Raw genomic sequence first — 26,487 nt, forward strand, 5'->3', positions numbered from 1 at the left:
TCCTGGGCCCTCCAGACGTCTACGTTCGGCCTCCTGAGGTCGCGTTTCGCGTTGGCTGAACTTCCGCGCGCTTAGAAGCAAAAGCAAAGGCAGAAGCAGAAGCAGAAGCAGAAGCAAAGCGCTCTGCTCAGATTATTTTGCCAATGGATCGTCCCAAAAATGCCGCTCAGTCTCCTGCAGGATATCCGCACGGCTCAAACCCAAATCCTGCAGCATGGCATCGCTGATACTCGCCAACTGCCGCCGCTGCCGATACAACTCAATCCAGCGCGCTGGCCGCCGCGCCAGCTGCTGCCAAAGGGGAGTGATGTTGATGGTGGATTGCTGCAAGCCACTAAGCTGACCTTTCATCGTGAAGCCCTCCGTATCGATGGCTTCAGTCTCTGCCCAGGCTTAAGATCAATCCAACGAATGTTTCTTATGCAATGCATCTCGGAGATTGATGCAATGTCACAGTACCAAAGCCTCGACCCCGACGTGCTTCGCACCTTCGTCGCCATCGCCGAACAAGGCGGTTTCACCCGTGCCGGCGAAATCGTCAACCGCACCCAGTCGGCCGTGAGCATGCAAATGAAACGCCTGGAAGAAGACATCCTCCAGCGCCAACTCTTCGAACGCGATGGCCGCCAGGTGCGCCTGACTGCCGAAGGCCAAGTACTGCTGGGCTACGCGCGGCGCATTCTCAAATTGCATGGCGAAGTCTTCAATACCCTGCGCATGCCACACATGGTCGGCGTGGTGCGGGTTGGCACCCCCGATGACTACGCCATGCGTTATCTGCCCACCATCCTCTCAAGCTTCGCCCAGGCCTACCCTCTCGTGCAGGTCGAAGTGCACTGCGAATCTTCCAAGTACCTGATGCAACGCCAAGACCTCGACCTGACCATCGTGACCCGCGAGCCTGGCAACGAAGTCGGCCAGCTGTTACGACAAGAACGCATGGTATGGGCCGCTGCCGAAGGCTTTTGCCCACATGAACAACGGCCCATGCCCCTGGCGCTGTTCAACACCGACTGCTTCTGCCGTGCTTGGACCTGCAACGCCCTCGAAGCTCAGGGCATCGACTATCGCACCGCCTACACAAGCCCCAGCATTGCCGCAATCTTCGCTATCGTCGGCGCCGGCCTGGCGGTGACGGCGCAGTTGCAGAGCCTGATCAGCGGCAACCTGCGCATCCTTGGCGAACAGGACGGCCTGCCACAGCTACCGGTGGCCAACGTCATGCTGCTGCGCAACCGCCACAGCCAGTCTCCGATCATCGACGCCATGGCCGACTATATCGCCCAAGGCTTTCAGTGAGGGAGCAGCCAGACTGGCGTGCGGGCTACAGTTCGAAGCCCAGCATCACCGCACACACCACCAGAAATACACAGAACAGCGCCCGCAGCGCCTTCTCCGGCAGCGCGTGGGCCAGCTTCACGCCCCAGCTGATGCTCAGCAAGCCACCAATCGCCAGCGGGATGCCGATCGCCCAATCAACACTATGGTGCACGCCGTAAGTGAACAACGTCACCGCCGTACTTGGTGCAGCCAGGGCCAGCGACAGACCTTGCGCCACCACCTGCGTGGTACCGAACACACTGGTCAGAATCGGCGTGGCCACCACAGCCCCACCCACCCCGAACAACCCACCCATGGTGCCGGCGAAGCTGCCCAGCACGCCAAGCCACGGCCAGGCATAGCGCATCTCGGCACTGGGCGGAGAGGCCCTGAGGAACATGCGCAGCACGTTCCAGACTGCCAATGCCACCAGGAACCCGACGAAACCCAGGCGCATGGCGTGGGCGTTCAGGCCAACCGCCCAGATCGACCCCAGCCAGGCAAAGACAAAGCTGCACAACGACAGCGGCACGGCATGGCGCAAGGCAATGCGGTTGCGCTGATGGTAACGCCATAGCGCCAGCAGCACGTTAGGTACAACCATCACCAGCGCCGTCCCCTGGGCCAGCTGCTGGTCAAGACCGAACAACACACCCAGGGCTGGGATGGCTATCAGCCCGCCGCCAATGCCGAACAACCCACCCATCGTGCCCAGGCCCGCGCCCAGTACGATATACAGCAACCACTCGATCATCAGGGGTCCACCCAGCCAATTTAATTGCACGCATGCTAACCAACCACGGCTGGCAGCGAAACGCACAGCAACGCACAATGGCTATGCGCTTGACGCACAACCAGCATCTCTGCAAGGCCCGCCATGAGCCCCGACACCCTGACCGACCAACTGCGCCTGTTCCTCGATGTACTTGAAAGCGGCAGCTTCTCGGCCGCCGCGCGCCGCTATCCACTGACCCCCTCTGCGGTCGCGCGGCGGATCGACAATCTCGAAAGCGCCCTGGGCAGCCGCCTGTTCACCCGCAGCACGCATGCCGTACGGCCAACGCCGGCCGGCAAGGCGTTCGCCGAGCGTGCCCGACGTATCGTTGAAGAGCTGCGCCTGGCCCGCGCCGAGGCGGTATCACTGAGCAGTGCACCCGAAGGACTGATACGCATCGACGCTCCGGCTGCCTTCGGGCGACGACATCTGGCGCCGGCCATCGCCGATTTCCTGGTGGCTTACCCTGGCCTGGACGTACAACTGCGCCTGATCGACAGCTTCGTCGACCTGCACGGTAGCCACCTCGGCGAGGTGGACTTGGTGTTGCGCGCAGGGCCACTCGCCGATACGCGCCTGGTCGCCACGCCGCTGGCGTACATGGTGCGCATCGCCTGCGCCAGCCCGGCCTATCTGGCCAGCCGCGGGGTGCCTGCCTGCCCCAGCGAACTGCCGCAACATGATGGCCTGGACTGGGACGGGTTGGCGCCGCCGTTCGCCTGGCGCTTTGCGCTCGAAAACGGCGTGCGGCTGTATCGTCCATCACGCATGCGCATGACTGCCAACAATGCAGAGGCCTTGTTGTTCGGGGCCCTGGCCGGCCTGGGTATCGCCCATTTGCCCACTTGGCTGGTCAGCGACTACCTGCTGCGCGGTGAACTGCTAGCGCTTTTCTGCGACAACGGCCTGCCGCCCGCCGAGAGCAGTGGCATTTATGCGTTGCGCCTTGAACATGAAACGAACTCTCGCAGTCGTTTGCTGCTCGAATTTCTCAAGAGCCGCTTCAGCCCGGTGCCACCGTGGGATCAGGCTTTGCGAAGTGAGCTGCGCTGGAATTGAGCGCACTAACCTTCAGCGTGCTAGATTTCTCCATTGATGACATTCAAGGACCTGCATGAACGCCACTATCCACGCTTCCTGTGACGAGCTGCTGCTGGACAACCAGGTCTGCTTCGCCCTGCATTCGACCTCGTTATTGATGACCAAGGTGTACAAGCCCCTGCTCCAGGCACTGGGCCTGACCTACCCCCAGTACCTGGCGATGCTGGTGCTGTGGGAACAGGATGGCCTCACCGTGGGTGAAATCAGCCAGCATCTATTAACCGACCCAGGGTCGCTCACCCCACTGCTCAAACGCCTTGAGAGCGAAGGCCTGCTGCAGCGCAACCGCAGCCGTGAAGACGAGCGTGTGGTGCTGGTGCAACTGACCGACAAAGGCCGAGCGCTGCAAGACCAGGCGAAAAAGGTGCCGCCCTGCATACTCAAGGCCAGTGGGCGCAGCCTTGAACGCCTGCAACACCTGCAGGCAGACCTGTTGGAACTGCGCGAAAGCCTGCAAAAAAACTTGTAGGGGCTACGCTGTGTGATGCTCGTTCGGACCAACGGTTGAAATTTATCTTGCGCGCAAAATAATTGCGAGCTAATTTAGATTCCGTACCCACTTGACGCCACCCGATCCCGGGGGCGCACAGCACACTAGCGAGGCTCAAGATGCAAAAGGTCACTCCGCTGTACATCGCAGAAGCCACCTCCACTGGCGGTCGCGACGGCAAATCACGCTCCAGCGATGGCAAGCTCGACGCCAGGCTGAGCACCCCGAAGGAGCTGGGCGGCGCCGGCGGCGAGGGCACCAACCCTGAGCAACTGTTCGCCGCTGGCTACTCGGCTTGCTTCATTGGCGCGCTGAAATTCGTCGCCGGTCAGGAGAAAAAAACCCTGCCCGCCGACTCGTCGATCACTGCCAAGGTCGGCATTGGCCAGATCCCGGGCGGTTTCGGTCTGGATATCGACCTGCACATCAACCTGCCCGGCCTGGCGCAGGCTGATGCCCAGAGCCTGGTCGAAAAGGCCCACCAGGTCTGCCCGTACTCCAACGCCACCCGCGGCAACGTCGATGTGCGCCTGCACGTGACCGTGTAATCACAGGTATAAAAAAACCCGGCATGTGCCGGGTTTTTTGCGTTCTGCAAGAAGCTTACTTCTTGGAACGGCCCTTGAAGCTGTTGTCGCGAGTGTCGATGTCGATCCACTCGTCGATCTGGATGAAGTCGGCAACCGAGATTTCGGTACCGTTCTTCAGCTTGGCAGGCTTCATGACCTTGCCCGAGGTGTCGCCACGTGCAGCGTTCTCGGTATAGACGACCTGACGGCTGATGGTGGTCGGCAGTTCAACCGATACCAGACGGCCTTCGAAGAAGACCGCTTCGCAGACGTCTTCCATGCCTTCTTCGATGTACGGCAGAACGGCTTCGATGTCCTCGGCGTTCAGTTCGTACATGGTGTAGTCGGTGGTGTCCATGAAGGTGTATTCATCACCGTTGATGAACGACAGGGTCGCTTCTTTGCGATCCAGGATCACGTCGTCCAGCTTATCGTCTGCACCGTAGACGGTTTCAGTCTTGTAGCCGGTCAGCAGGTTTTTCAGCTTGGTCTTCATGATCGCGCTGTTGCGACCCGATTTGGTGAACTCGGCTTTTTGAACCAGCCACGGGTCATTGTCGATCCGCAGCACGGTACCGGGTTTCAGTTCTTTACCAGTTTTCATTACGAAGTATCCGAATCTGGATGGATTTATAAAAATCGAGGCCGCATATCATAGCCAATTTCGGTAAAACTGTACCAGCGCCTTGGCAAGGTCCGGCTGAGCGGCCTGGCGGGCAGCCCAATCGCGCGCATGCCGCTGCAGTTCCGCCCAATGTTTACGGGCGCCTTGCCAGGCTTGGGCCATGTCGCGATCCATGTTCCAGGCGCGCCACAACGCCATCAATGCGTCGCTGGCCGCGTCCGACAGGCCGTGTCGATAAAGGCCGAGGAACGCTTCGAGCTTTTCCCAGTGGGCGTTTTCATCCTGAACGTAGATGTGCCACAGCATCGGTCGCGCCGCCCACTGCGCACGCACGAAGGAATCTTCACCGCGCACGGCGTTGAAGTCACAGCTCCACAACAGCCGATCATAAGCCTCCTGGCTGACGAACGGGAGGATCTGCACGGTCAATGCACCGCGCCGATGCAGCGCCCCAGGTTGCAGTTGCCGCTCCCCCAGCCACTCACCCAGCTGCCCGACAATGCGCCCCTGAGGAACCAGCAGATGCACCGGGCTGGGTTCCTCGACCAACGCGTCGAGCCAGCTGCCGAGCTGGCTGTTTTCGTAGGCGAACAGGGAAATCAACAACGCGCCAGGCTGCGGATGGACGCTCAAACTCTGCAAAAACGCCGTGCGCGCCTGAGTCGACTGCTCGAACGCCTGGCGCTGCTGAAGCAGACTGGCCTCACGCAGCAGGCCGCCGGTTTGCTCGGTAAACCCTGGAAAGAAGAACACCTTGCGCAGGCCGTTGGCCTGGGGGGACGGCAAGCCGTGGCAGCCCTGCACCCAATCCTCGGCACTGAGGTACTCAAGGTTCAGCCACAGCACGGGTGACCGCCGGGTGCGCATGGCTTCGACATACGCCGCAGGCAATTGGCAGGCAAACGCAGCAATCACCACATCCGCAGGCTCGACCGGCTGCCATTGGCCAGGCCACGCGCGCACCTCCACGCCCTGCTGCCATTGCCGCGCGGCATCGTGTTGAGCACCTGGGCACAGTGGCACGAAGGCATTCAGGTCGTCGACCCACAAGCGCACGGCCAGCCCATGCTCGGCGACCAACTGGCGGGCCAGGCGCCAGGTCACACCGATGTCGCCGTAGTTGTCGACGACGGTGCAAAAAATGTCCCAAGTAGTTTTCATGTGGCCCTGCCTTGTCCTGGGAAAAGTCGCGGATTCTGCGGATAAATGGGCGCGGACGAAAGCATCGCACGGAAAAAAGGCCGGGGCCATGCGACAATGACTACCCTGCCCGCCCTGCCAGGAGGCGTCATGATCCGCCGTCGTGAACTGAAGGTAACGCTCAAACCCCTGCAACTGATCATCTGCGTGGCGCTGGGCCTGTGGCTCGGTGCGATGGCGATTGCCCTGAGCCTGTGGCTGGCGCTGCATTTGTGGCCTGCGCAAGTCGCCCCGGTCGCCCAGGCGCTGGCACCTGCGCTGAGCCAACCAACGCCGCCCGCCGCCCCGCCCGGCGATGCCCAGGGCGAGATGTTCGAACGCTACAAGGAGATTCTGCAGCAACAGCAATCGCAGCAGGCCGCTGACGCCGCGCAAGGCAATCCGCGCCACCTCAACAATCCCAAGTGCCAGTTCTGGCTCGCGCAGAACCGCACGGCGCCGACCGACAAGAGCCAGGCCAACGTGTTGGAGTTCTGTTACTGACATGGACAAGGTGCTATTGCTCGGGCGCATCGTCGCCACACTCCAAAGCGACATGCAGGTGCTGCAACGAGCAGCGCAAACCGCCTATGAGGCCGCTACAGCCGAAGAGAACATTGCCGAAAACAAGTACGACACCTTAGGCCTGGAAGCCTCCTACCTGGCCACCGGCCAAGCTCGGCGCACCGCGGAAATTCGTCAAGCGCTGCTGACTTACCAGCAATTGTTGCTGCGCGACTACGACCCGGCGCGGGGCGTGCAGGTGAGCAGTCTGGTGACCCTTGAAGATGAGCACGGCGCACGGCGCTTGTTCTTCGTAGGGCCAGAGGCGGCTGGGCTGAAGATCGATGAGGGTGCGCAGCAGGTTACCGTGATCACCCCGCGTGCCCCCTTGGGCCAACAGCTGCTGGGTAGACGGGTTGACGATGAGGTAAGCCTGGGCGCGCAGATCTTCTTTATCGTCGCCATTGCCTGAGCGCCTGATAACGGGCGACATGCTAGGATGGCGCCCCCTTTTTATCAGCCTGTTTCGCCCTTGCCGTGAGCCAAGCGTGCCCGCAGCGCACGGGTCGCTGAATAGGTTTCGTCCAAGGACACCTCGGCATGCCCCTGCTTCGCCCCCACCTGCCCCTGAGCCTGCTCAGCCTGGGCCTGGCGCTGCACAGCCTGCAAGGCTGGGCAGACACCCACGTGGAGCTCGCCCCCGTGCAGGTGTCCGATACCTTGGCCAGCGACGGCTACGCGGCAAAAGAAGCCTCGGTCGGCGGCTTTGCGCCTGCAACACTGCTCGACACCCCCGCCTCGGTGAGCGTGTTCAGTCAGCAGCTGCTTGAAGACCGTCAGGTGCGCTTGCTCAGTGAAGTGCTGCAAGGCGATGCCTCGGTGGGCGAAAGCTACGCGCCAGTTGGCTATTACGAGAACTTCAACGTGCGCGGCTTCGAACTGAACGCTGCCAGCAGCTATCGCATCAACGGCCAGACCATCGCCGGCGAGCAAAACGTGGCGCTTGAAAACAAGCAGCAGGTCGAACTGCTCAAAGGCCTGTCCGGCCTGCAAAGCGGTGTGTCGGAGCCGGGCGGGTTGATCAACTATGTCACCCAGCGCGCCGCTGACGTACGCAGCGTGACGCTGGCGAGCAATGCCCAGGGCGAGCGCTACCTGGCCACCGACCTGGGCGGCTGGTTTGGTAGCGAACGCCAGTTTGGCCTGCGCGCGAATCTCGCCCACGAAGACATACGCTCTTATGTCGACCATGCCGATGGCACGCGCGACTTCGCGTCGCTGGCATTCGACTGGCAGCTGAGCGCGGCAGCCAGCCTGCAGCTGGACGCCGAATACCAGCACCGTGAACAACGTTCGGTGCCGGGCTATCAATTGCTCGCTGGCAGCGCGTTGCCGCATGGCATCGACCCGAGCGACCGCCTGGCGTACCAACCCTGGGCCAAGCCTGTGCAGAACGATGCGCTGAACCTTGGCGGGCGCTTTGAGTACCGCTTCGACGAGGCCTGGACCGGCACCCTGAGCGCCTCGCGCAGCAAGGTGGTGATCGACGACTACAGTGCATTCGCCTGGGGCAGCGAAAACGGCATGCAAGCGCATTTCAGCGCTGCCGGCGATTACGACATCTATGACTTTCGTAGCCCCGACGACACCCGCCGCACCGATGAAACCCAGGCTTTGCTCAACGGCCGCTTCGCCGCCCTGGGTGTGCAGCATGAACTGACCCTGGGCGCCAGCGCCCAACGCCGCACCCTAAACCAGCGGCCTTATTACAACGTGCTGGTCGGCAGCGGCAACATAGACGCCGGCGCACCTTTCGCAGCGCCATCGGACGAGCCGATCGGCGCCAGTCAGAAGCGCCTGGACAGCCGCCAGTACGGCTTGTTTTTCAGCGATCGGATCACCTTCGACGAACACTGGCAGGCTGTATGGGGCGCCCGCGAAGTGCGCCTTGACGAGCGAACCTGGGACGAGACCGGCGAGCCTGGGCGACATACTCGTCAGTATCAGTTGCTGCCCAACGCGGCGCTGATGTTCAAGCCCGACCTGGACACTACGCTGTACGCCAGCTACGCCAAGGGGCTGTCCGCCGGCGCGACGGCGCCGTGGTACACCAGCAATGCCGCTGACATCCTCGCCCCGACGCTGTCGCACCAGTTGGAGCTGGGCATCAAGCGTGACTGGCAGGGCCTGAGCTTCAACGCCGCGTTGTTCCAGATTCGCCAAGAGTATCAATACGCGCGTCCCGATGGCGCAGGCAGCTTCACCTATGTGCAGCAGGGCCAACAAAAGAACCTCGGGCTGGAGCTGGGCGCCACCGGCTGGTTGACGCCCGACCTGCAGATCCACGCCAGCGCCGCGGCGATACGTGCTCGGGTGCAAAACAGCGGCACCGACGCTTACGAAGGCCATCAGGCCATTAATGTGCCGCGGCTCAGGGCGGCATTGCATGCCGAGTATGCCCTGCCGCTACCGGGGCTGGCGCTGCTCGCTGGCGCACGCTATAGCGCCAGCAAGTACGCCAGCCAGGCCGGCACTGTGCAGGTGGGCGGTTATACGGTGTTCGACCTGGGCAGCCGCTACACCACGCAGGTAGGTGGCTACCAAACGGTGCTGCGGCTGACCGTCGACAATGTTTTCGACAAACGCTACTGGCGCGACGTAGGCGATTACCTGGGAGACAACTACTTGTTCCAAGGCGCACCGCGTACGGCGCGCCTGTCGGCGTCGGTAAGCTTCTAGCGAGCGCATAGGCCCTGGCGCCAGCGCGCAAAGCGGCATCGGCCGTGCGCTGGCGACATGGACAGGCTGCGCTGAAAGCAAAAAGCCCCCGAGCTTTTCAGCGCGGGGGCTTTCGCAGAATGTGGCGGTGAAGAAGGGATTTGAACCCTTGATACGATTTCTCGTATACACACTTTCCAGGCGTGCTCCTTCGACCACTCGGACACTTCACCGTTTCTCTTCAAGGCATTCACCCTGTCGAGGCGCGCTAATTTAGTGGAAGCGCTTTTCTTTGGCAAGCATTTTTTTTAGTTTTTTCATGTATTTAAGCCATCCTGACGAAATGTGACCGTGGCCAAGGCAATGCTGCCATTCTCGCCAGCGCTTTTACCCAGGCAGCCGCCCTGCCCTAGACCTGGCGCAGCATAGCGCCGGCCGGCTGACCGAGTAGTCAGTCTTGCTGCTTTACCTGGCCGGCCGTGCTGGGTAACGTCAGCGCCACGCCACCCAAAGGATTTTGCCATGAGCGACTTGATCTCCTACCACGCCGAAGACGGCATCGCCACGCTGACCTTGAACAACGGCAAGGTCAATGCCATCTCGCCCGATGTCATCAGCGCCTTCAACGCCGCCCTGGATCGCGCCACTCAAGAGCGCGCGGTGGTCGTCATCACTGGCCAGCCCGGCATCCTTTCCGGTGGCTACGACCTGAAGGTTATGACCTCTGGCCCGAAGGAAGCAGTCGCCCTGGTGACCGCCGGCTCGACCCTGGCCCGCCGCCTGCTTGCACATCCCTTCCCGGTGGTCATTGCCTGCCCAGGCCACGCCGTGGCCAAAGGGGCCTTCCTGCTGCTGTCGGCCGATTACCGTATCGGCGTCGAAGGGCCATACAAGATCGGCCTGAACGAGGTGCAGATCGGCATGACCATGCACCACGCCGGTATCGAGCTGGCCCGTGACCGCCTGCGCCGTTCAGCCTTCCAGCGCTCGGTGATCAACGCCGAGATGTTCGAGCCCAAAGAAGCGCTCAAGGCCGGCTTCCTCGACAAAGTGGTGCCCGCCGAGCAACTGCTCGACGCTGCCCACGACATCGCCCACGAGCTCAAGAAGCTGAACATGCAAGCGCACAAGAACACCAAACTCAAGGTGCGCAAGGCGCTGCTCGATGCACTGGACGAGGCCATCGCGCTCGATCAGGGCTACATGGGCTGACCCCTACACGCCGCCATGACGGCTCACGCCAAGGTTTGCCCCAACCAGTGCACAGCCGTACACTGGCCGGCGACTGTCTGGTGTGAGTCGTACCATGCTTTATGTGCTTCGTATGTTTCTGCTGGGTCTGCACTTCATCCTGGTCGGATTGGTGGGCCTGGTGATCGGCCTGTTGCGCCCGTTCAACCCTGACAACAGCCGCGTGTTCGCGCGCCTGTACAGCGTGCCGGCTACCTGGCTGATGCGCATCAAGGTCAAGGCACAGGTCGGCCCGCTGTGGGATCAGCCGCCCGGCTGTGTGATCGTCGCCAACCATCAATCGAATTTCGATCTTTTCATTCTTGGCCATGTGGTACCGCCGCGCACGGTGGCCATCGGCAAGAAGAGCCTGGGCTGGATCCCGCTGTTCGGGCAGCTGTTCTGGCTGGGCGGCAACGTGCTGATCGATCGCAAGAATGCCTACCAGGCGCGCAAGGCCCTGCAAACCACCACGCGCACCCTGCGCAACGACACCTCGATCTGGATCTTTCCCGAGGGCACGCGCAACCCGGGCGAGCAACTGCTGGCCTTCAAGAAAGGCGCGTTTCACATGGCCATTGAAGCCGGCGTGCCGATCGTGCCGGTATGTGTCAGCCGCTATGCCCGACGCATGAGCCTGAACAGCTGGCGACGGCGCACCGTGATCGTCCGCTCGCTGCCGCCGATCGCTACCCAAGGCCTCAGCCAACAGGACCTGCCGGCCTTGATCGAGCAGTGCCGCGCGCAAATGCAACAGTGCATCGACCGCATGGAAAACGAACTGCAGCAGCGCTAGGTTGCTCTGCTGGCCGCTTCGGCCCAAGCTGTACAGCGATTACAACCGAACAAGTGGATAACCATGGGTCGAGTCGTGGCATCGGCGGTGTACGCCGCAGGCAGGAAAGTGACCAACATCAGCATCAACGAGGGCCGTGAATGGGCGTGCAAGCCTGGCCATTTCGTGTGGATCGGCCTGGAGGAACCCAACGCCGAGGAGCTGGCCACCCTGCAGTGCCAGTTCAATCTGCATGAGCTGGCCATCGAGGATGCCCTGGAAAAACACAGCCGGCCCAAACTCGAGACATTCGGCGACGCGCTGTTCATCGTCACCTATTCTCCAGTGCGCCTCGAGGGCAGGCTGGAGTTCATCGAAACCCATATCTTCGCCGGCAACGGCTACGTCATCACCTGCCGCAACGGCCACTCCAAGTCCTATGCGCTGGTGCGCCAACGCTGCGAGGCGCGGCCGCTGCTGCTCGAACATGGCGAAGATTTCGTGCTGTATGCCCTGCTCGATTTCGTCACCGAGAACTACCAGCCGGTCAGCGAAGCGATCCACAGCGAAATCGAAGCGCTCGAACAGAGCGTGCTGAGCAACTCGCTGCAAGAGGCAGACATCCACCGCCTGCACAGCCTGCGCCGGGACATTCTGCGCCTGCGTCGCTACGTGGCGCCGATGGTGGAGGTAAGTGAGGAGCTGCAGCGCCTGAGCTTTCCGTTCATCGACAAGAACATGCGCCCGTACTTTCGCGATGTGCAGATCCACGTCACCCGGCAGATGGAAGACTTGTCCGGCATTCGCGACATCGCCAGCCAGACCATCGAAATCGGCATGCTGCTGGAAGCTTCGCGGCAGAGCATTGTGCAACGCAAGTTCGCCGCCTGGGCGGCGATCCTGGCGTTCCCCACGGCAATTGCCGGTATCTACGGGATGAACTTCCAGAACATGCCCGAGCTTGGCTGGCACTACGGCTACTATGCCGTGCTCGGGGTGATCGGCTTGGGCTGCGCTGGCTTGTACGCCAGCTTCAAGAAGTCTGGCTGGCTCTAGCAGCCCTTGCGCAATCAGGCGGCGCTGTCGCGAGCCTTGCTTGGCTGCTGGATGAAACGCAGCATCCATTCGCCGACCAGGTCGCCCTGGTGCTCGGTGGCAAGGCTGGCAATGGCTTTCTGGTAGACCTCATCGCCCAGGTACTGCTGGCGCGCATCGAGCAGTGCCCGTGAGTAGTCGTTGACGAATTCCGGGTGCCCCTGGAAGCACAGCACCTGATCGGCGATGTAGTACGCAGCGTTGGGGCAGAACTCGCTCGACGCTATCACGGTAGCGCCGGCAGGCACCTCGGTCACCTGGTCCTGGTGGCTGATCAGCAAGGTCAGCTCGCCTACCTCGGGGTCCATCCAGGGTGCATGTGCGGTAAGGGTGTAGCGGTGGGTGCCCACGCCCCAGCCCTGCTCGGCACGCTCGGCCTTGCCACCGAGAGTCAAGGCCAGCAACTGGTGACCGAAGCACACACCCAGCAGTTTTTCGCCACGCTGATAGAGCTTGAGCAGATACGCCTTGAGGGTCTGGATCCAGGGGTCGTCACCGAACGAATCAGCCTTGCTGCCAGTCACAAGATAGGCGTCGAAGTGCTCGCCCTCGGGCGGGTAAACGCCATTCATGACGTTGAATACACGGAACTCGGCTGCGATCGGCTGACGCGCGAAGAGCTGCTCGAACATCCTGCCGTAGCCCTGGTACTGCGCGGTCAACTCCGGTCGCAGGACATCGGTCTCAAGGATGCAGATGCGTAACGACATAGGGATAGTCCTGAACGACGTGAGTGGAAATCAGCTATAGAGCCTGACGCGAAAGACACGTACAAGCAAGTAGGGTGCACTGACGAACGGTCACATTTTGTCTGGGTTGGTTCAGCGGCACGCCAGGCGTCTAGGCAGAGCATGTGAGCATGGCGCCAGCGGGCTTAATAACCCATCGCAATTGATGTTTAGGTTTTTAGTACAAAGCGTTCTCGACCCAGGAAGACGCTGGCCGCTTGAGTGGTTTATATCCACATACATGAGGCAAGCAGACCCGACAAGGAAGCCACCGGGTATTCAGGAATAACAACAAAAAGGCGGTCCGCCATGTTCAGACAATCGAAAATTCGCCAAGCCGGGCTGATTCTCTTCGCAACCACGTTGCTGTTGATTCTGCCCAACCTCACACGCCTGTTCGGCTGACGCTTCTGGCCACGCTTGGGTTAACCTGCGCATTTTCATGTGCGGAGAATGCCCCATGCGTCGATGCATCGCCCTGATGGCGCTGCTGCTGAGCCAATCACCGTTGGCGGCGCAGTTGAACCTGGAACTGGGTAATGGCGCCCGGCAGTGGTCCAGTCAAGCGTTGCTCGAGCATCCTCAGGCCCGCGACATCGCCATCGCGCACGATGTGTCGTACAAACGCAGCATGCGCTACCGCGCCGTGCCCCTCTCGGCGCTGCTGCAAGGGGTGCAGCCGAGCGACCATTTGCAGGGGGTGGCCCTGGACGGCTTCGCGGCAGAAATGCCGGCGGGGCCATTGCTGCAGAATGGGCCTGCGCGCGCATGGCTTGCCGTGGAGGACCCGGCCAAGCCGTGGCCGGCATTGGCCAAGGGCAAACCTAGCGCCGGGCCCTTCTACCTGGTATGGACCGATCCGCAGGCAAGCGGCATCCGACCAGAGCAGTGGCCGTTTCAGATCAGCACTATCCGCCGCCTGGCACCGGTCGAGCAGCGCTTTCCAGCGCTGTTGCCCGATCCGCAGCTACCTGCTGAGAGCCCGGTGCGCCGGGGCTTTGCCCTGTTCCAGCAAAATTGTCTGGTGTGCCATCGATTGAATGGCGCTGGGGATGCGCAGTTCGGCCCGGACCTGAACGTGCCGCACAACCCCACTGAGTACTTTCAGCCGCAGTACTTGCGCCAATACATCCGCGATCCGCAAAGCCTGCGCCATTGGCCGCAGGCGCGTATGCCAGGGTTTGCCGAAGCGGTATTGAGCGATGAGCAACTGGACGCCTTGCTGGGCTACCTGAGCCATATGGCAGGCCGTAGACCGGCAAAAAAATGAGGGCTGCCAAGCAGCCCCCTTTGCGCATCCTGCACCCAAGCAGCAGTGCAGGCCTGTGAATGGCCTAGGCCATCATGCGCTCCTGTTTGACGCCCCAGCCTTCGACCTCACCGCCATGGGGCGAAACCACTTGCTCGAAAGCTTCCTCGAAGTCGCCGATGCCGCCGTAGGTAGCGAACATCACCTTGCTCAACTCCAGGTGCCAGGCGCCATCGTCCATTTCGTGGACCTGCGCATTGAGCGATTCGCCCACGAACTCCCCGGCAGCCCGCCTGGCGGCGGCTTCGTCTGGAAATACCGCATAGAACTCGATGGGGTGGATGCGGGTGAAGTCAAAACCACCCGCTTTCATCTGGCGCAGCACATTGCTGCTGATATCGTCGCTTTGGCTGCTCATGAATCGTCCTCCCGAATAAAACAATGGATAGACTTTCCGTGCACTACGCACCTGCCAGTACCCCTGGCAGTCCGAGCTGATGCAAGACGCGAACAAAGACAGCGCAGGCTGGCAGACAAGGCCCGCGCCTTACAAGCGTAGCGCCTGCGATGGGGCTACGCCAAGGGGTGTGTCAGGGCGCCTCCTGAATGGTCGTGATGGTCACGCCGCTGTGCTCCTTGAGCCAACGCGCCGTGGGCGAAACCGTGCGGTCCTGAAAGTCGTTGAGATCCAGCTCGTCCATTACCGGAAACAAATGAGTTCGTATTGCCCGCGCAGCGTCTTCCTCGCTGGGGCAGTGCTCCGCATGCAAAAGCAACGACGTTGGCACGCCTTTCTGATCAGCAAAGATGACTTCCCACTCTTTCATCGAACGCGCCCTCTCGATCAAGGAACAACAGGTATGTAGTGCCTGTTAAAGCTGACCTTGGCCCTCGGTGATTGTTCATTAAGTCAAAGGGCCGCAGTGCGGCCCTTCGTCGTTCTTCATTTAGGCGTGCCGTGCACTACACCGGCAGTGTTGTCGAGCAGGCTCTTGGTCGCGGTCTGAATGAACGCCTCGAGCTGCTGCAGCATCTGTGGCTGCTCTGGGCTTTCGATGAGTTCGGCCTTGAACTCGCGGCCCAGTTGGTAGCGATACAGACGCGGACTCATGTCCTTGGACTCGATGAGCAACTGATCACCCTTGACCAGGCCGACGATCTGCTCGCTGCCAGACGGCTTGATCATGCCCACGCCCTGATCGCCTTGCGGCAGGTTGAGCAGGTCGCGGCCCCAGCACTGATGGCGGGCTTGGCCACCCAGACGGCCCATGATGGTCGGCACGATATCGACCTGGGTGCCCACGGTATGGTTGATGGCGCCGAATTTTTCCTGAATACCGGGGGCGATCAGCAGCAGCGGCACGTTGAAGCGGCCCAGGTCCAGCTCGGTGACTTGCTGGTGGTTGCCAAAGCCGTGGTCACCGACGATGACGAACAAGGTGTCCTTGAAATAGGGCTCCTTGCGCGCCTTCTCGAAGAACTGCCCCAAGGCCCAGTCGGAATAGCGCATGGCCGTCAGGTGTTCATCGAGGCGGCCCTGGCCGGTGACTTTCTCCACCGGCAGGTCAGCCGGCAGGGCGTAAGGAGTGTGGTTCGACAAGGTCTGCAACAGCGCGTAGATCGGCTTCTTGCCATCGTGCTTGGCGAGTTCTTCGTTACCGCGGTCGAACATGTCCTGGTCGGACACGCCCCAGGTCGGGTCGGAGAACACCGGATTGACGAAGTCGTTACGACCGATGAAGGTGGTCATGCCCTGGTTGCCGAAGAAACCAGACTGGTTGTCCCAGGCGAAGTCGCCGTTATAGACATACACATCGTCATAGTCGCGCGCACCGAGCAGTGCCGGCAGGCCAGACAGCTTGTGGCCGCCCTCTGGGGTCTGCATCAGGTACTCGAAGCCTGGCAGGTTGGGGAAGCAGGCCATGGTGGCGAACATACCCTGATGGGTATGGGTGCCATTGGAGAAGAAGCGGTCGAACAGCAGCCCTTCCTTGGCCAGTTTGTCGAAGTACGGGGTGATGTTGTTCGGGCTGCCCAACGCACCCACCGAGTGGCCGGCGAAGCTTTCCATGAGGATGACTACGACGTTCTTGATCGGCAGCGTCCGCTCGGCTGGCGGCAGGAAGTCGCGGCGCACGGCGGCTTCATCGGCATCGACCAAGGTATCGTGGGCGGTCAGCAGCTGCTTGCGCACGGTATCGGTGGCCAGCGCCTGCTCCAGTACCGGCTTCCAGATGTTGGCGCGGTCTTCACCGAAGCGGCTCTTGGCGGCGTCGATCAGCGTGAGGGTGCCATTCAGGCCGAGCTGGTTGACGAAGTTGGAGTCAGTGGTGAAGGCATCGCCCCAGCGCATGGGCGGGCCTTGACGCAAGGTGCCACGGGCGGCGACCACGGCCACCAGCAGAATCACCATGAACACCGCCAGGCGGTTGTACCATGGCGCCACCGGGCGCTGGCCAATGCCGCGGGTGGCGCGGTCGATGCCCTTGAACAGCAGGCTCAGCAACCAAGTGCCGAAGGCCCATGCCAACAGGTAGCGCACCACCGGGAAGCCATACCAAAGCATGCTCAGCACGGTCTTCGGGTCTTCCTTGATGTACTGGAACACCAGGCCGTTCAGGCGCTGGTGAAATTCACGGTAGAAGTCCATCTCCATCAGGCCGAGGAACATCACCACGCTGGAAGTAAGCGTCAGCCAGAAGCGGAACAGGCCGCGCCGCGCCATCAGCCAGGGGCTGAGGATGGCCAGCAGCAAGGGAATGCTCAGGTACACCACCACCCGCAGGTCGAAACGCAGGCCGTTGAGCAAGCCCTCGGCAACCGTCGAATAGGGGGTGTCGCCGATCATGTCGCTGTTGTAGGCCAGCAGCGCGAGGCGCACCAGGCTCAGCATCAACATGATCACCAGGGCGCAAAGCAGCGTGTAGGCCAGGTGCGATTTCAAGGTCGGCGTGAAAGCTCGCGCGCCCTGTTGCTTCAAGGCATCCGTGTTAGCCATGAAAGAGGAAGTCCTAGGATTGCGGGTTGCTAAGAGGGCGCCGGGCGTTACCCAGCGCAGCATTGTGCGGGTGCGGATTCTCTTTAAACCAATGTGAAAATTTTGTCACGACCCTGTTGCTGACTTTGTCGAGCCCGCCCCCCGGGCGCCCGCGCTGCAGCGCGGGCCGGCGATGGCCCAGATGATCACCCCGAGCACGGGCAGCAGTGCGATCAGCAGCACCCATAGCGTCTTGACGACCGCCGTGGCAGCGCTGCGCAACACGTTGTAGATCGCCCACAGGCTCAAGCCCAGCAGCGCCAGGCCAACCAGGTCGTTGAATGCAGCGCTCATTCGCCAGCTCCTCCATGAAAGGCTTGGCAGCATACGCGTCTATCGAACCAATAGAAGGGAATCCTTGGCCACACCCACAGGTCACTGAATAAACTGCTCGCATTCATGGATTCGAGGTTTACATGCCCCCCGCCCACACCGACAGCGCCGTCCCACCCTCTTCCATGCGCAGCGCCTGGCGCCAGCAGATGCGCAGCACGCCCTGGCTCAGCGCGGGCCTGGGGGCCAGCCTGCTGGCGGTGCTGGTGCTGCTGGTAGCGAGCTTCTGGAACGCGGTGAACGGCGATCATGCCGACAACCTGCACTTGGCGCTGCTGGGCGGGCTGTCGGGCTTCGCGGCGACTGCGCTGGGGGCCGGGCTTGCCGTGGTACTGCGCGACGTCAGTACGCGCAGCCAGGACGTCATGCTGGGCTTCGCTGCCGGCATGATGCTGGCGGCCAGCTCGTTTTCGCTGATTCTGCCGGGCCTGGATGCCGCCCGGGAGATCACCGGCAGCGGCCCTGGCGCTGCATTCACGGTGGTACTGGGCATGGGCCTTGGCGTGTTGCTGATGCTCGGCCTGGACCGTTTCACCCCTCACGAGCATGAAAGCACCGGGCCTTGTGGGCCGGATGCCGAGCGCATCAACCGGGTCTGGTTGTTCGTCTTGGCAATCACCTTGCACAACCTGCCCGAGGGCATGGCGATCGGCGTCAGTTTCGCCAATGGCGACATGAACATCGGCCTGCCGCTGACCAGCGCCATTGCCATTCAGGACATTCCAGAAGGCCTGGCCGTGGCACTGGCGTTGCGCGCGACCGGCTTGTCGAACCTGAAAGCTGCACTGGTGGCGGTGGGCTCCGGGTTGATGGAGCCGCTGGGCGCGGTGATCGGCCTGGGCATCTCGACCGGCTTTGCCCTCGCCTACCCCATCAGCATGGGCCTGGCGGCCGGTGCGATGATCTTCGTGGTGTCCCACGAGGTGATCCCGGAAACCCACCGCCATGGCCACCAGACGTCGGCGACCTTGGGCTTGATGGGTGGCTTTGCGGTGATGATGTTTCTCGACACCGCGCTGGGCTGAGGGTGACAGGCAGCCCCGCGGCTCAGACGTGCACCGCGACCTTGAGCGCTTCCAGTGCCGGTTCGACCTTGATACCCAGCTCTGCGCCCAGGTCCAGGACACGCTGCAGATCCTGCTGACCGACCATGACCATTTGCAGTTCGTCATCCAATAGCTGGCTGAAATTGAGCAGCACGTAGCCGCCCGCTTCCTTGTTCAACGCGCCCATCTGCACCTGGATGCGGTTGAGAGCGGTCAAAGGCTCGGTGCGCGCCAGCTGTTTGGGCTTGAGGGTGAACGGCACGCTCTTGTCGAAGGACTCGCTGATGTGCTGGAACAGCTCCTGGTAGCTGTCGGCCTGAAACACCACGGTATCGGGCAAGCTGCCAAGCACCACCCATTCACCGAGGGGTATCGGGAAGCTGTCGTCGTAGTTGATATCAGGATTGGCGGCGAGGAAAGCGGCCGGATCGGCGTAGGCCTGGACGGCTTCCTCGGCGATGCGCTCGATCTCCTCATCGCGCATGCAACCGGCGCCGATGAGGCGAATGAATTCGAGCAACTGGATTTTCATGAAGGGACCTGCGGCGCGGAAAAGTCGCCAAGGATAGCCGCAAAAGCCCCCGAACCGTTAGCCGGCCAGCGCTTGCAGGCGAGCTGCCGCATCGACCGCGCCCATGGTCTGCGCCGCCATCAGCGCCGTGGCACCGCGCGCGTCCTGGCGCGCTGGGTCAGCGCCCTGGTCCAGCAGATAGTCGAGGATTTCGAGGCGGTTGAACATCGCCGCCAGCATCAATGCCGTGCGCCCGTCCTCAGCAGCAGCATCGACCGGCACGCCACTGTCGAGCAGCAAGCGAATCATCGCCATATCGCCCTTGAAGGCGGCGCCGGCGATCGGCAACTGGCCATTGTCGTTGGCAATCAAGGGATCGGCCCCATGCGCCAGCAGTACCTGCACGGCCTGGTGGTGGCCACGGTAGCTGGCCAGCATCAGCAGGGTGTCGCCCTTGTGGTTGCGCAGGTTGGCGGGCAGTCCGCTGGCCAGCAGGCGTTCAAGCATCTGGGCATCGCCTTGGCGGGCACGCTCGAAGACTTGATCGGCAAAGGCTGCGGCTTCATCTTCGGTCATGGCAACGGCGGCGGGTTGTGCGGACATGAGGGAACCTCCTGGTAGTAAATGTTGCCCAAGTCTTTGTCAGGCATGCCATTGCCGTCAAAGGTTCCGAATCTATGGGCCTGATAGACAAACGCCTGACCCGTGCAAATTGCACTGTGCAAATTGCACGACCTTGCAGGCTGCACGGCAAGGGGTTCTGAAAATTCTCTCAACCAACTGATTTTAAAGGGTTTTACCGGATCGCCATTTTTGGCACGGTCGCTGCAACTATCCACTCATGTCTGCCAACCTAACAGTCAGGAGTTGATATGGACCTCATCCAGGAAAAATTCGTCTCGGTGTTCCCGGCCTACCAAGTCGCCACCCAGCCTCGCCCTGATGGTGGCGTACTGCTGACCCTGCGCGCCGCCGATGGCAAAGTCACTCGCCGCGTGCTGACCTATGGACAACTGCACAGTGCCGAGCAGCTGTCCTGGGCTATCAGTGCAATCCGCCGGGACCTGGCTGAACAGGCCAGCGAGCTGCCCGTTATTTCGATGTTGCAAAGCCAGCAGCGTTTCGCGTTGCCGACCTACCGTTGAGTTTTGTCTGTACCGGCCTTTCGCGATGTGAATCAACTCCTACACAGATACTGCAGTGCCCATAGGGATGGCGGGGTACCTGCGTAGGAGCTGACTTACCCGTGAAGGGCCCGGTCAGACACTAAAACTCATCGATTCCGGCAAACAACCGGGCTGATTCATCGCCCGTGAACGCCAGTTGAGCGCCCTGCTCATCCTTGGTCAAGCGCACCGCCACACAGAACGGGTTATCCCCTAGCTCGATCCAACGCCTAGCGCCTGCTGGCACCAGCAACTGATCGCCCTTCTCGCACACTACCGCATACACCCAATCCTCCACTCGCACTGCCAGTTGCGCACGCCCCGTGACGACCGCGAATACCTCGTCGCTGGCGATGACGTGCTCGGCGCGCAGATCCGCCTGTGCAGCATCGACACCGTCACGGTTGATTAGCCTGCAGGCCGCGCTCCCGTGCCTGTCCATCAGCTGGTCGAGATGCACGCGACAGGCATCGAGCACGTGCGCGTCGCTGCCGCCGGGACGCACGCGCAGTTCGATCGGCGTGTGGCTGAAGGTCAAGCCAGCCTGGGCCAGGGTATTGGCGATGTCGTCCAGGTGCGTAAGCACCTTGTTCGGCAAGCCCGGGCTGGACGCATGAAAAACGCAAAGGATGCTCATCGGCTACGGGTCCTGGTGGCAATCAAACAAGTGGCAATGATAACGGCTGCAGCCAGCGCTGCGGCACTGGCCATACCAAAGGTGAAGGCCGGCCCCAGCTGTTTCCAGCTATACCCTGAATACAGCGCGCCCAGCGCGCCGCCGGTGCCGGACAGCGCGGCATACAGCGCCTGCCCCTGCCCTTGCTGGCGCGCGCCGAAGCTGGACTGGACGAAGGCGATGCTTGCGGCGTGGAAACAACCGAAGGTGGCTGCGTGCAGCAGCTGGGCGACAATCAGCACCACCGGCTCATCGGCCAGATTGCCCAACAGCAACCAGCGCAATGCCGCCAGCAGGAAGCTGACCAGCAATACCGATTGCACGCTGAAGCGGGCGAATACCCGGCCCATGAGCATGAACATCAGCACTTCGGCAACCACGCCCAATGCCCACAGCAGGCCGATGGCTCCCCGGCTGTAGCCCAAATGCTCGAGGTGCAGGGTGAGAAACGTGTAGTAAGGCCCGTGGCTCAGCTGCATCAACGCCACGCACACATAGAACGCCAGCACTCCCGGAGCGCCCAGTTGGCGCAAAAAGCCGCCGGCCGCCGGCCGCTCGACATGCTCGACGGGGTGTGCGTTAGGTACCCACAGGCTGGCGGCGACGATAGCGGCCATCACGGTCACCAGCGCGACCGGATAGATGTCCAGGCTCAACCATTCGAACAGCCGCCCGAGCCCGACCACGGTAATGATGAAGCCGATCGAGCCCCATAGCCGCACCTGGCTGTAGCGCGACGTCTGGCCATGCAGGTGAGCCAGGGTGATGACTTCGAACTGCGGCAGTACGGCATGCCAAAAGAAGGCGTGCAGCGCCATGACCAGCGCCAGCCAGGCGTAGCTCGTGCCGAAGAAGATCAGCGAAAAGCTCGCCAGGGTGGCCAATGCGCCCAGGCGCACGATCAACAGGCGCTGACCGCTGCGGTCGCCGAGCCAGCCCCACAGGTTGGGCGCGACGCAGCGCATCAGCATGGGGATGGCCACCAGCTCGCCGATGCGTGCCGCCGAAAAGCCCAGGTGGTCGAAATACAACGCCAGGAACGGCGCCGTGGCGCCCAGCAGCGCGAAATAGCACAGGTAGAAACTGGACAGCCGCCAGTAGGGAATCGCAGGCATGGGCAAAGCCTTGTGTGGCCGGTCCGAGCCCTTGAGCGCAAGTTGCAGGCGCTCTTCAGACGAGCGCGAAGGCATCGGACCTGGCGGTATCAGAGCTGACGCAACACCGGCGTACCCACCTTGACGTCGGCGTTCTGCGCGCGATGGCGCAGCAGGTGGTCCATTAGCGCAATCGCCATCATGGCCTCGGCGATCGGCGTGGCGCGAATGCCCACGCACGGGTCGTGACGGCCCTTGGTGATGACATCGACCGGGTTGCCGTGGACGTCGATCGAGCGCCCAGGGGTGGTGATGCTGGAGGTCGGTTTCAATGCCAGGTGCGCCACGATCGGCTGACCCGAGCTGATGCCGCCGAGGATGCCACCGGCGTTGTTGCTGAGAAAGCCCTCGGCCGTCAGCTCGTCGCGGTGTTCGGTGCCGCGCTGGGCCACGCTGGCGAAGCCTGCGCCGATTTCTACACCCTTGACCGCGTTGATGCTCATCAGTGCGTGGGCAAGTTCGGCGTCGAGACGGTCGAAGATCGGCTCGCCCAGGCCCGGCATCACGCCTTCGGCGACCACGGTGATCTTGGCCCCGACCGAATCCTGATCGCGGCGCAGCTGGTCCATGTACGCTTCAAGCTCCGGCACCTTGCTTGGGTCTGGGCTGAAGAAGGCGTTCTGCTCGACCGACTCCCAGGTCTTGAACGGGATGTCGATCGGGCCCAATTGGCTCATGTAACCGCGCACCCGAATGCCCTGGGTCGCCAGGTATTTCTTGGCGATGGCACCGGCCGCCACCCGCATCGCGGTTTCGCGCGCCGAGCTACGCCCGCCGCCGCGGTAGTCGCGCACGCCGTACTTGTGGTGGTAGGTGTAGTCGGCGTGGGCGGGGCGGAACAGGTCCTTGATCGCCGAGTAGTCCTTGGACTTCTGGTCGGTGTTGCGGATCAACAGCCCGATCGAGCAGCCAGTGGTGCGCCCCTCGAACACGCCGGAGAGGATTTCCACTTCGTCCGCTTCCTGGCGCTGGGTGGTATGCCGGCTGGTGCCGGGCTTGCGCCGGTCGAGATCGTGCTGCAGGTCGGCCAGGGAAATCTCCAGGCCCGGTGGGCACCCATCGACAATGGCGACCAACGCCGGTCCATGGCTTTCGCCAGCGGTGGTGACAGTGAACAGCTTGCCGTAGGTATTGCCGGACATGAGCGCTCCGCGAAATCAGCCTGAAGTGATCGAAAGCGCGCAGTATACAGATGGTTCGGCTGCCTGTGCTGGAGAACCTTCCCGCGCCGCCCAGGTCGAAAAATCACCTCCCCATGTAGTACCGCATGATGCCGCGTTTCGTTGCCCTGTTGCTCCTGTTGTGCACTGGCCTGGCCCAGGCCGCCGCTCCCACTGTCCTGCAACGTCCCATCGACCTGGACACCGGCCAGGGCGTGCTGCACGGCAGCCTGTTGTTGCCCCAGCAGGGCACACCGCCGCCGGTGGTGCTGATCATCGCAGGCTCGGGCCCGACCGACCGCGATGGCAACAACCCGGCCGGGGGCAAGGTCGACAACCTCAAGCGTCTGGCCTTGTTGCTGGCCAACGAACACATCGCCAGCGTGCGCTATGACAAGCGTGGGGTCGCCGCCAGCCAGCCGGCGACCCCGGATGAGCGCAACCTGAGCGTGCAGCGCTATGTCGACGACGTGGTCGCCTGGAGCCGCAAGCTCAAGGCCGATCCGCGCTTCGGCCAGCTGATCCTGGTGGGCCACAGCGAAGGCGCGCTGATCGCCAGCCTGGCCGCCGAGCGGGCCGGGGCCAGTGCGGTGATTACCCTGGCCGGCATGGGCCGGCCGCTGGCCGAGGTGTTGCGCGAGCAACTGGCCCAGCGTCTGCCACCGGCTCAGTTGGCCGCTGGCAGCGCCCTGCTCGAGCGCCTGCAGGCCGGGCAGACCAGCCTGGACGTGCCTGCTCCGCTGCGTCAGGTGTTTCGCCCCAGCGTGCAGCCCTACCTGATCACCTTGCTGCAGCAGGACCCGGCGCAGGCGTTCGGCCGCTTGCCGATGCCGGCGCTGATCGTCCAGGGGCGCAATGACGTGCAGGTCGATGTCGCCGACGCCGAACGCCTGAAAGCGGCCAAGCCCGATGCCGAGCTGGTGCTGATCGACGGCATGAACCACATGCTGCGTATCAGCCCCAAGGACATGCACCTGCAGCGCGACAGTTACCTGAACCCAGAGCTGCCGCTGGCACGCGAACTCGGCGAGCGGGTGGTCAGCTTCATTCGCCAGCTGCCATCGGCTTAGCCCTCAATCATCGGCGAACGCTGCCGATAACGCGGTATTGGTGCTGCATCCGGGCCGCTGCATGGCCCATTTGCGCGTTCGCCGGCAGTTGCTGCCCGGCGCGCGTCAGTTCAGCGCCGCCCGTCCATGAGGAAACGCCTAGATGACCGATGCCACCGCTGCCGTCGAACCGGCCGAAGAGCCGCACGCCCCGGAACCTGCCGCCCTGCCTTGGGCCGACCTGGTGGTGGAGCACTTCCAGCTGCTGCGCCTGGCGCCGCTGACCACCGACCGCAACAGCGGCGGGCGGCCACTGCGCTTCGTCGAATTCGCCTATGCCGAGCGGCATGACAAGGCCCATAGCCTGCTGCGCATGGAAATTCGCCTGCCAGGGCAAAAAGTACGCAAGGAGCAGAATCAGCTCGACGTACGCGTCGACCATGCCGAACGCCGGGTCACCCTTGGGGGCGACAGCGGGCTGCAACTGGAACCGCTGAACCGCGGGCTGGGCCGCTTCATGCTCGGCCAGGCGGTGCAGTGGCTGCAGCGGCGCTGGTCGAATTATCGAGTCGAAGGCACCGCCCTGGCCAACAAGGACGCGCTCAACGAAGACACCCGCCTGCGCCGCGACCGCTTCCTGACCGCCACCGGGCTTGAGGTGGAATACGCCGACCCGCAGCACCTCAAGGGCCGCACGCTGGACACCACAGTCAGTCAACTCAAGGGCGGCTGGAACACCGAAAAGGTCCAGCAGGTCGGCATTCTCGAAGCGGCGGGCATGCTGCAACAGGCCGAACAGCTGCTGCAGGAAAAAGAAGGACAACTGCGCGAACGCGATGAGCGCGTAGCCAAATACCGCCGGGAAGACAGCGGGCTGCGCTTCACCATTACCTGCCTGGTGGCCTTTGCGGTGTTCCAGGCAGGCTTGCTGATCTGGATCGCCACGCGCTAAGGCGGCTGGCGCCGCCTTGCGGGCCGGGTGGTCTTCAGATGCGCGCCTCGAACAACCCCTGATGGGCGCGGCACTGCTCGGCGGTGAGCATGAACACCCCGTGCCCGCCGCGCTCGAACTCAAGCCAGGCGAAGTCCACCTCCGGGTACAGCGCCTCGACGTGCACCTGGCTGTTGCCGACTTCGACAATCAGCAAACCTTTTTCGGTCAGGTGATCGGCCGCCTCGGCGAGCATGCGCCGCACCAGATCAAGGCCATCGTTGCCACACGCCAGGCCCATCGCCGGCTCGTGGTGATACTCAGCCGGCATGTCGCCGAAATCTTCGGCGTCGACGTAAGGCGGGTTCGACACGATCAGGTCGAAGCGCTGGCCCGGCAAGCCGGCAAAGCCGTCACCTTGCACGGTGAATACGCGCTCTTCCAGGCCGTGGCGCTCGATGTTCTGGTTAGCCACTTCAAGCGCGTCGAAAGACAGGTCGGCCAACACCACTTCGGCCTGCGGGAACACCTCGGCGGCGACGATGCCGATGCAGCCTGAACCGGTGCACAGGTCGAGAATGCGCGCAGGCTCGCTGGCAAGCCACGGCTCGCAGCGTTTTTCCAGCAGCTCGCCGATCGGTGAACGGGGCACCAGTACGCGCTCATCGACGATGAACGACATGCCGCAGAACCAGGCTTCGCCCAACAGGTAGGCGGTGGGTACGCGGTCTTCGATGCGGCGCTTGAGCAGGTGTTGCAGGCGTACCCGCTCGTCGTCCTCGAGCTGGCAGTCCAGGTAGCTGTCGGCGATTTCCCACGGCAGGTGCACCGCACCGAGTACCAGCAGGCGCGCTTCGTCCCAGGCATTGTCGGCACCGTGGCCGAAGAACAGTTCGTGCTCGTGGAAGCGGCTGACCGCCCAGCGAATGTGGTCGCGCAGCGTGCGCAGACGGGATGTGATCACGGGGTACTCCTATTCAGACCGTACAAAAGTCTAACAGCCCAACCCGCACAAATGTTCCTGCCGATGACCCGATGGTTGGCCACAGGCCAGTAATCACGCCGC

30 protein-coding genes and 1 tRNA gene are annotated in these 26,487 nt (G+C 62.5%); 15 read left to right on the forward strand and 16 right to left on the reverse strand.

Translation table 11 applies throughout. The features are described 5' to 3' along the window. Positions 1–132 precede the first annotated feature (132 nt). A complete protein-coding gene (locus ACLEJW_RS17515; protein WP_440777960.1) occupies positions 133–351 on the reverse strand; it encodes a DUF1127 domain-containing protein in 219 nt (72 codons plus the stop codon). Between the two features lie 96 nt (positions 352–447). On the opposite strand from ACLEJW_RS17515, the gene ACLEJW_RS17520 reads away from it, so the two are divergent. Beyond that, complete coding sequence (locus tag ACLEJW_RS17520; protein WP_145191997.1) at positions 448–1,299, forward strand: LysR substrate-binding domain-containing protein; 852 nt, start codon at positions 448–450, stop codon at positions 1,297–1,299. Positions 1,300–1,324: 25 nt separating this feature from the next. Here ACLEJW_RS17520 and ACLEJW_RS17525 read toward each other — a convergent pair whose 3' ends face one another. Beyond that, positions 1,325–2,074: a sulfite exporter TauE/SafE family protein gene (locus ACLEJW_RS17525; protein ID WP_440777961.1), complete on the reverse strand. Its 750-nt coding sequence runs from the start codon at positions 2,072–2,074 to the stop codon at positions 1,325–1,327. Between the two features lie 123 nt (positions 2,075–2,197). Between ACLEJW_RS17525 and ACLEJW_RS17530 the strand changes: the two genes are divergently transcribed. The 3 genes from ACLEJW_RS17530 (at position 2,198) to ACLEJW_RS17540 (ending at position 4,234) form a co-directional block, all read left to right on the forward strand. Continuing rightward, on the forward strand, positions 2,198–3,154 hold the full coding sequence (locus ACLEJW_RS17530) for a LysR family transcriptional regulator (protein ID WP_313296093.1): 957 nt from the start codon (positions 2,198–2,200) through the stop codon (positions 3,152–3,154). A 55-nt stretch (positions 3,155–3,209) separates the two neighbouring features. Then, positions 3,210–3,665 carry a MarR family winged helix-turn-helix transcriptional regulator gene (locus ACLEJW_RS17535; protein ID WP_145192007.1) on the forward strand — a complete coding sequence of 152 codons (456 nt, stop codon included), beginning with the start codon at positions 3,210–3,212 and terminating at the stop codon, positions 3,663–3,665. Between the two features lie 140 nt (positions 3,666–3,805). Beyond that, positions 3,806–4,234 carry an organic hydroperoxide resistance protein gene (locus tag ACLEJW_RS17540; protein ID WP_313296091.1) on the forward strand — a complete coding sequence of 143 codons (429 nt, stop codon included), beginning with the start codon at positions 3,806–3,808 and terminating at the stop codon, positions 4,232–4,234. A gap of 55 nt (positions 4,235–4,289) precedes the next feature. Here the strand turns inward: ACLEJW_RS17540 and efp are convergent, their stop codons facing one another. Both efp and earP read right to left on the reverse strand, forming a co-directional pair. After that, positions 4,290–4,859, reverse strand: a complete 570-nt coding sequence (gene efp, locus ACLEJW_RS17545) for an elongation factor P (protein ID WP_013971530.1) — start codon at positions 4,857–4,859, stop codon at positions 4,290–4,292. A gap of 48 nt (positions 4,860–4,907) precedes the next feature. Further along, positions 4,908–6,041: an elongation factor P maturation arginine rhamnosyltransferase EarP gene (gene earP / locus ACLEJW_RS17550; protein ID WP_440777962.1), complete on the reverse strand. Its 1,134-nt coding sequence runs from the start codon at positions 6,039–6,041 to the stop codon at positions 4,908–4,910. 129 nt (positions 6,042–6,170) lie between these two features. Here earP and ACLEJW_RS17555 point away from each other — a divergent pair, with 129 nt between their 5' ends. From ACLEJW_RS17555 to ACLEJW_RS17565, 3 genes are all read left to right on the forward strand, one after another. Beyond that, on the forward strand, positions 6,171–6,563 hold the full coding sequence (locus ACLEJW_RS17555; RefSeq protein WP_313296084.1) for a hypothetical protein: 393 nt from the start codon (positions 6,171–6,173) through the stop codon (positions 6,561–6,563). Between the two features lies 1 nt (position 6,564). Then, entirely contained in the window at positions 6,565–7,035 is a 471-nt protein-coding gene (locus tag ACLEJW_RS17560; protein ID WP_145192019.1) for a GreA/GreB family elongation factor, read from the forward strand. A gap of 128 nt (positions 7,036–7,163) precedes the next feature. Next, a complete protein-coding gene (locus ACLEJW_RS17565; protein ID WP_440777963.1) occupies positions 7,164–9,302 on the forward strand; it encodes a TonB-dependent siderophore receptor in 2,139 nt (712 codons plus the stop codon). 122 nt (positions 9,303–9,424) lie between these two features. Here ACLEJW_RS17565 and ACLEJW_RS17570 read toward each other — a convergent pair. Next, positions 9,425–9,514, reverse strand: a tRNA-Ser gene (locus ACLEJW_RS17570). A gap of 289 nt (positions 9,515–9,803) precedes the next feature. On the opposite strand from ACLEJW_RS17570, the gene ACLEJW_RS17575 reads away from it, so the two are divergent. The 3 genes from ACLEJW_RS17575 to ACLEJW_RS17585 all read left to right on the forward strand — a co-directional run bounded on the left by ACLEJW_RS17575 (position 9,804) and on the right by ACLEJW_RS17585 (position 12,342). After that, a complete protein-coding gene (locus ACLEJW_RS17575) occupies positions 9,804–10,493 on the forward strand; it encodes a crotonase/enoyl-CoA hydratase family protein (protein WP_145192025.1) in 690 nt (229 codons plus the stop codon). A 94-nt stretch (positions 10,494–10,587) separates the two neighbouring features. Beyond that, the gene (locus tag ACLEJW_RS17580) at positions 10,588–11,307 is read left to right on the forward strand and encodes a lysophospholipid acyltransferase family protein (RefSeq protein WP_145192028.1); all 720 of its coding nucleotides are present in this window, start codon (positions 10,588–10,590) and stop codon (positions 11,305–11,307) included. A 63-nt stretch (positions 11,308–11,370) separates the two neighbouring features. Then, the gene (locus tag ACLEJW_RS17585) at positions 11,371–12,342 is read left to right on the forward strand and encodes a magnesium and cobalt transport protein CorA (RefSeq protein WP_440777964.1); all 972 of its coding nucleotides are present in this window, start codon (positions 11,371–11,373) and stop codon (positions 12,340–12,342) included. 14 nt (positions 12,343–12,356) lie between these two features. Here the strand turns inward: ACLEJW_RS17585 and ACLEJW_RS17590 are convergent, their stop codons facing one another. Beyond that, positions 12,357–13,091, reverse strand: coding sequence for an amidotransferase (locus tag ACLEJW_RS17590; protein WP_313296074.1), 735 nt, complete (start codon positions 13,089–13,091; stop codon positions 12,357–12,359). Between the two features lie 478 nt (positions 13,092–13,569). Between ACLEJW_RS17590 and ACLEJW_RS17595 the strand changes: the two genes are divergently transcribed. Beyond that, a complete protein-coding gene (locus ACLEJW_RS17595) occupies positions 13,570–14,379 on the forward strand; it encodes a c-type cytochrome (protein WP_440777965.1) in 810 nt (269 codons plus the stop codon). A 64-nt stretch (positions 14,380–14,443) separates the two neighbouring features. On the opposite strand, the gene ACLEJW_RS17600 is transcribed toward ACLEJW_RS17595, so the two are convergent. The 4 genes from ACLEJW_RS17600 to ACLEJW_RS17615 form a co-directional block, all read right to left on the reverse strand. After that, positions 14,444–14,776, reverse strand: coding sequence for a ribonuclease E inhibitor RraB (locus ACLEJW_RS17600; RefSeq protein WP_313296072.1), 333 nt, complete (start codon positions 14,774–14,776; stop codon positions 14,444–14,446). 172 nt (positions 14,777–14,948) lie between these two features. Next, positions 14,949–15,185: a hypothetical protein gene (locus ACLEJW_RS17605; protein WP_440777966.1), complete on the reverse strand. Its 237-nt coding sequence runs from the start codon at positions 15,183–15,185 to the stop codon at positions 14,949–14,951. Between the two features lie 116 nt (positions 15,186–15,301). Then, on the reverse strand, positions 15,302–17,356 hold the full coding sequence (locus ACLEJW_RS17610) for an LTA synthase family protein (protein WP_440777967.1): 2,055 nt from the start codon (positions 17,354–17,356) through the stop codon (positions 15,302–15,304). A gap of 105 nt (positions 17,357–17,461) precedes the next feature. Next, positions 17,462–17,689: a PLD nuclease N-terminal domain-containing protein gene (locus ACLEJW_RS17615; RefSeq protein WP_313296069.1), complete on the reverse strand. Its 228-nt coding sequence runs from the start codon at positions 17,687–17,689 to the stop codon at positions 17,462–17,464. A gap of 122 nt (positions 17,690–17,811) precedes the next feature. Here ACLEJW_RS17615 and ACLEJW_RS17620 point away from each other — a divergent pair, with 122 nt between their 5' ends. Then, the gene (locus ACLEJW_RS17620) at positions 17,812–18,753 is read left to right on the forward strand and encodes a ZIP family metal transporter (protein ID WP_145192051.1); all 942 of its coding nucleotides are present in this window, start codon (positions 17,812–17,814) and stop codon (positions 18,751–18,753) included. A 22-nt stretch (positions 18,754–18,775) separates the two neighbouring features. Here the strand turns inward: ACLEJW_RS17620 and ACLEJW_RS17625 are convergent, their stop codons facing one another. Then, complete coding sequence (locus ACLEJW_RS17625) at positions 18,776–19,306, reverse strand: hypothetical protein (protein ID WP_440777968.1); 531 nt, start codon at positions 19,304–19,306, stop codon at positions 18,776–18,778. A gap of 57 nt (positions 19,307–19,363) precedes the next feature. Next, positions 19,364–19,888: an ankyrin repeat domain-containing protein gene (locus ACLEJW_RS17630; RefSeq protein WP_440777969.1), complete on the reverse strand. Its 525-nt coding sequence runs from the start codon at positions 19,886–19,888 to the stop codon at positions 19,364–19,366. Positions 19,889–20,157: 269 nt separating this feature from the next. Here ACLEJW_RS17630 and ACLEJW_RS17635 point away from each other — a divergent pair, with 269 nt between their 5' ends. Beyond that, positions 20,158–20,430, forward strand: a complete 273-nt coding sequence (locus tag ACLEJW_RS17635) for a DUF3509 domain-containing protein (RefSeq protein ID WP_054883680.1) — start codon at positions 20,158–20,160, stop codon at positions 20,428–20,430. Between the two features lie 121 nt (positions 20,431–20,551). On the opposite strand, the gene ACLEJW_RS17640 is transcribed toward ACLEJW_RS17635, so the two are convergent. From ACLEJW_RS17640 to aroC, 3 genes are all read right to left on the reverse strand, one after another. Further along, positions 20,552–21,088 (reverse strand): oxidase, encoded by a 537-nt coding sequence (locus ACLEJW_RS17640; RefSeq protein WP_313458839.1) that lies wholly within the window; start codon positions 21,086–21,088, stop codon positions 20,552–20,554. Further along, entirely contained in the window at positions 21,085–22,242 is a 1,158-nt protein-coding gene (locus ACLEJW_RS17645) for an MFS transporter (RefSeq protein ID WP_313296063.1), read from the reverse strand. Before ACLEJW_RS17645 ends, ACLEJW_RS17640 begins: the two co-directional genes overlap by 4 nt. Positions 22,243–22,331: 89 nt before the next feature. Then, on the reverse strand, positions 22,332–23,423 hold the full coding sequence (aroC, locus tag ACLEJW_RS17650; protein ID WP_145192066.1) for a chorismate synthase: 1,092 nt from the start codon (positions 23,421–23,423) through the stop codon (positions 22,332–22,334). Between the two features lie 125 nt (positions 23,424–23,548). Here aroC and ACLEJW_RS17655 point away from each other — a divergent pair, with 125 nt between their 5' ends. After that, on the forward strand, positions 23,549–24,511 hold the full coding sequence (locus tag ACLEJW_RS17655) for an alpha/beta hydrolase (RefSeq protein WP_440777970.1): 963 nt from the start codon (positions 23,549–23,551) through the stop codon (positions 24,509–24,511). Between the two features lie 142 nt (positions 24,512–24,653). Next, positions 24,654–25,442: a hypothetical protein gene (locus ACLEJW_RS17660; RefSeq protein ID WP_313458831.1), complete on the forward strand. Its 789-nt coding sequence runs from the start codon at positions 24,654–24,656 to the stop codon at positions 25,440–25,442. Between the two features lie 34 nt (positions 25,443–25,476). Here ACLEJW_RS17660 and prmB read toward each other — a convergent pair whose 3' ends face one another. Next, the gene (gene prmB / locus ACLEJW_RS17665; RefSeq protein WP_440777971.1) at positions 25,477–26,385 is read right to left on the reverse strand and encodes a 50S ribosomal protein L3 N(5)-glutamine methyltransferase; all 909 of its coding nucleotides are present in this window, start codon (positions 26,383–26,385) and stop codon (positions 25,477–25,479) included. Positions 26,386–26,487 lie beyond the last annotated feature (102 nt).

The organism is Pseudomonas sp. SMSB3, assembly GCF_052041965.1.
Classification (GTDB): domain Bacteria; phylum Pseudomonadota; class Gammaproteobacteria; order Pseudomonadales; family Pseudomonadaceae; genus Aquipseudomonas.